This is a genomic window from Gemmobacter sp. (genome assembly GCF_016792925.1).
Lineage (GTDB): Bacteria > Pseudomonadota > Alphaproteobacteria > Rhodobacterales > Rhodobacteraceae > Gemmobacter.
On record NZ_JAEULU010000161.1, the window covers coordinates 1 to 4,015 of the forward strand.

The following is a 4,015-nucleotide window of genomic DNA, read 5'->3' on the forward strand; positions in this document are numbered from 1 at the left end:
GAGGAGATCATGACGACCGCCTTGCCTTGCGCCGACAGGTCATTGATGATGCCGTAAATCTCGTATTTCGCGCCGACGTCGATGCCGCGCGTCGGTTCATCCAGGATCAGCACCTCCGGCCCGGTGAACAGCCATTTTGACAGCACCACCTTTTGCTGGTTGCCGCCCGACAGGTTCATCACCTTCTGGAAAACGCTGGGCGTGCGGATGCGCATGGCGGCGCGATAGCCCTCGGCCACCTCGGTTTCGCGGGCGTCATTGATGATGCCGCGCGACGAGACGCCTTCCAGATTGGCAAGACTGGTATTGGTCTGGATCGTGTCCTCCAGCACCAGCCCCAGCGATTTGCGGTCTTCGGTCACATAGGCCAGCCCTGCCGCGATGGCCCGGCTGACGGTCGAGGTATCGGCGGGCTTGCCCTGCACCGACACCCGGCCCGAGATATTGCGGCCATAGCTTTTGCCGAAAATGCTCATGGCCAATTCGGTGCGCCCCGCGCCCATCAGCCCGGCAATCCCGACCACCTCGCCCGCACGGGCCTTCATCGAGATGTTGCGGATCACCTGCCGCTCGGCATGTTCGGGGTGCCAGACATTCCAGCCCTCCACCTCGAACACCACATCCCCGGCGCGGCGCTCGCGGTCGGGATAGCGGTTCGCCATGTCGCGCCCCACCATGTCGCGCACGATGCGATCCTCGGTGATCGGCTCCTTATGGGCATCCAGCGTCGAGACCGTGGTGCCGTCGCGGATCACCGTCACACTATCGGCCACGCGGCGCACCTCGTTCAGCTTGTGGCTGATGATGATCGAGGTGACGCCCTGCGCCTTCAGCTCCAGCAGCAGGTCCAGCAGCGCCTGACTGTCGCTTTCCGAAAGCGCCGCCGTCGGCTCGTCAAGGATCAGCAGCCGCACATCCTTCGACAGCGCCTTGGCGATCTCCACCAATTGCTGCTTGCCCACGCCCAGCTTGCCCACCTGCACGCCCGGCGCCTCGCTCAGGCCCACCTTGCGCAGCAGCGCCTCGGTCTGGCGGAAGGTCTCGGGCCAGTTGATCACGCCCTGCGCCGCGCGTTCATTGCCCAGAAACAGGTTCTCGGCAATCGACAGCAGCGGCACCAGCGCCAGCTCCTGATGGATGATGATGATGCCGCGATCTTCGCTGTCGCGGATCGAGCGGAACTGCGCCAGGGCGCCATCATAGTGAATTTCGCCGTCATAGCTGCCCGCCGGGTAAACCCCCGAAAGCACCTTCATCAGCGTCGATTTCCCGGCGCCATTCTCGCCGCAAATCGCATGAATCTCGCCCTGCCGGACGATCAGGTTCACCTTGTCGAGCGCCTTGACGCCCGGAAAGGTCTTGGTGATGGCACGCATTTCCAGCAGCGCGGTCATGGGTCTGCCCCTCGGCTTGCAGGTCAGGTGAGGCCGCCCCCCGCAGGGAAGGCGGCCTCGGAGACATCCTTAGGGAGGATGGTTACTGGATCTGGTCCTTGGTGTAGTAGCCCGACCCGATCAGGATCTGCTCCCAATTCGTCGCATCCACGCCCACCGGCTCCAGCAGGTAGGACGGCACGACCTTCACCCCGTTGTTATAGGTGGTGGTGTCGTTGATCTTCGGCTCCGAGCCTTTCAGCACGGCATCCACCATGCCCACGGTCACCTTGGCCAGCTCGCGGGTGTCCTTGAAGATGGTCGAATATTGCTCGCCCGCCAGGATCGACTTCACCGATTGCACCTCGGCATCCTGCCCCGAAACGATCGGCATCTTCATGTCGCCCGAGCCATAGCCCACGCCCTTGAGCGAGGACAGAATGCCGATCGACAGCCCGTCATAGGGCGACAGCACGCCATTCACCTGTTTGTCGGTGTAATTGGCCGACAGCAGGTTATCCATGCGGGCCTGCGCCACGGCGCCATCCCAACGCAGGGTGCCCACCTTGTCCATCCCGGTCTGGCCCGAGCCGATGACGATGCTGCCATCGTCGATCAGCGGTTGCAGCACCGACATGGCCCCGTCGTAGAAGAAGAAGGCGTTGTTGTCATCCGGGCTGCCGCCGAACAGTTCCACATTCCAGGGCTTCGTGTCCGGGAACCGCTCTTTCAGCCCGTTCACGAGGCTGGTGGCCTGCTGCACGCCGACCTTGAAATTGTCGAAGGTGGCGTAATAGTCCACATTGCCGCTGTCGCGGATCAGACGGTCATAGGCGATCACCTTGATGTCGGCGGCGGCGGCATTTTCCAGCGCGTTCGACAGGGTGGTGCCGTCAATCGCCGCAATCACCAGCACATCCACGCCCTTGGTGATCATGTTCTCGATCTGGGCCAGCTGGTTCGGGATGTCATCCTCGGCATATTGCAGATCGGTTTCATAGCCGGCGGCCTGAAACTCTTTCACCATCGAATCCCCGTCCGAGATCCAGCGGGCCGAGGATTTGGTCGGCATCGAGATGCCCACGGTTTCTGCCGCAGCCCCATAGGCCACAAAAGAGGCGCACATCGCCAGCGCGGCGGCGACCGATTTCAGTTTCATGATCTCTCTCCCTGACTGGGGACCGTCCTCTCCCGGGGGGTCCCTCTCCTCCTGTGGCCTGATTGCCGCGAAGCCTCCTCCGCAGAACGGCCTGCGCTGGTCATACTCCGCGTTGCCATATCATAAAAATGACATTATCCGTAGGATTGATAGCAAAAATGGTATGCGAATGGCCCTCGCCCTGAAACCCGCCCAATTGCGCCTGATTGTCGAAGTGGCCGAACAGCGGCAATTGCAACTGGCCGCCGAGGCGATGGGCCTGACCCAGCCCGCCGCCTCGCGCATGTTGGCCGAGGTGGAGCGGATGGCGGGTGCCGTGCTGTTCCTGCGCCAGCCCAAGGGGATGGAGCCGACCGAGGCGGGGGCGGTGGTGATCCGCCGGGCGCGGGCGATCCTGCGCGAGATGCGCTCGATGGCGGCCGAGGTGCAGGCGCTGGAGGGCGGCATGGGCGGCACGGTGCGGGTGGGCGCCGTCACCGGCCCCGCCGTGGGCCTGTTGGTGCCCGCGATCCGTACTCTGAAACGCGCCGCGCCAGAGGCCGAAGTGACGGTAGAGGTTGCCCCCTCGCGCGAATTGCTGCGGCAATTGTCGGCGGGCGAGATCGACTTTGCACTGGGCCGCGTGCTGCCGGAATTCGACAGCCGCGCCTTCGAGGTGCATCCGATGCGCGACGAGAAACTGGCGCTGCTGGTGCGGCTGGGGCACCCTTTGGCGCGGGCGCCCTCGGTCACCCTCACGCAGTTGATGGATTATGAATGGATCATGCAGGACCGCGGCGCGCCGATCCGCGAGGCCACGCTGGAGGCCTTTGGCGCCGTCGGTCTGGCCGAGCCGAAGAACATCGTCGGCAGCCCCTCGCTGCTGTTCATGCTGGCCTATCTGTCGCAAAGCGATGCTGTCGCCGCCATGTCCGAGGAGGTGGCGCAGCTGCTCACCCGCCCGCCGGTCGGGGCGGGGTTCACCGCGCTGACCCTGCCGCGCGAGGTGCGGGTGGCGCCCTATTACCTGCTCAGCCTGCGCCGCCGCCCGCTGTCTCCGGTGGCGCTGCGCCTGCGCGATCTGGTGATTTCGCTGGCCGAACAACCGCCCTATGATGGCGACGGGAGGCCGGCATGAAGCGCTATGCAATCTATTACGCCCCCGCGCCCGGCGCTTTCGCGCAGGCCGGGGCGGCGTGGCTGGGCTGGGATGCCGCCAGCGGGCAGGCCGTCGCGCAGCCCGATCCCGGGCTGGAGGCCGTCACCGTCGCGCCGCGCAAATACGGCTTTCACGGCACCTTGAAACCGCCCTTCCGGCTGGCCGAGGGGCAGGATGTCACCGCCTTGCAAGCCGCCGTGGCGGCCCTCGCGGGTCGTCTCGCCCCGGTCTCCCTGCCGGGCCTGCGCCTGCGCGATCTGGACGGGTTTCTGGCCCTGACGCCCGAGGGCGACACGCGCGATTTGCAGGCTTTGGCCGCCGAGGTGGTCACCGCGCTGGAGCCCT

4 protein-coding genes are annotated in these 4,015 nt (G+C 65.2%); 2 read left to right on the plus strand and 2 right to left on the minus strand.

Annotated elements, in window-relative coordinates; genetic code table 11:
• Both mmsA and chvE read right to left on the minus strand, forming a co-directional pair.
• The coding region (gene mmsA / locus JNN06_RS07910) for a multiple monosaccharide ABC transporter ATP-binding protein (protein ID WP_291239049.1) at positions 1-1,394 on the minus strand (1,394 nt) is incomplete at its 3' end.
• A gap of 82 nt (positions 1,395-1,476) precedes the next feature.
• Positions 1,477-2,532: a multiple monosaccharide ABC transporter substrate-binding protein gene (gene chvE, locus JNN06_RS07915; RefSeq protein ID WP_291239050.1), complete on the minus strand. Its 1,056-nt coding sequence runs from the start codon at positions 2,530-2,532 to the stop codon at positions 1,477-1,479.
• A gap of 169 nt (positions 2,533-2,701) precedes the next feature.
• On the opposite strand from chvE, the gene JNN06_RS07920 reads away from it, so the two are divergent.
• The gene (locus JNN06_RS07920; RefSeq protein ID WP_291239051.1) at positions 2,702-3,649 is read left to right on the plus strand and encodes a LysR family transcriptional regulator; all 948 of its coding nucleotides are present in this window, start codon (positions 2,702-2,704) and stop codon (positions 3,647-3,649) included.
• Positions 3,646-4,015 (plus strand): DUF1045 domain-containing protein (locus JNN06_RS07925; RefSeq protein ID WP_291239052.1); only part of this gene is annotated, 370 nt, incomplete at its 3' end. The genes JNN06_RS07920 and JNN06_RS07925, both read left to right, overlap by 4 nt.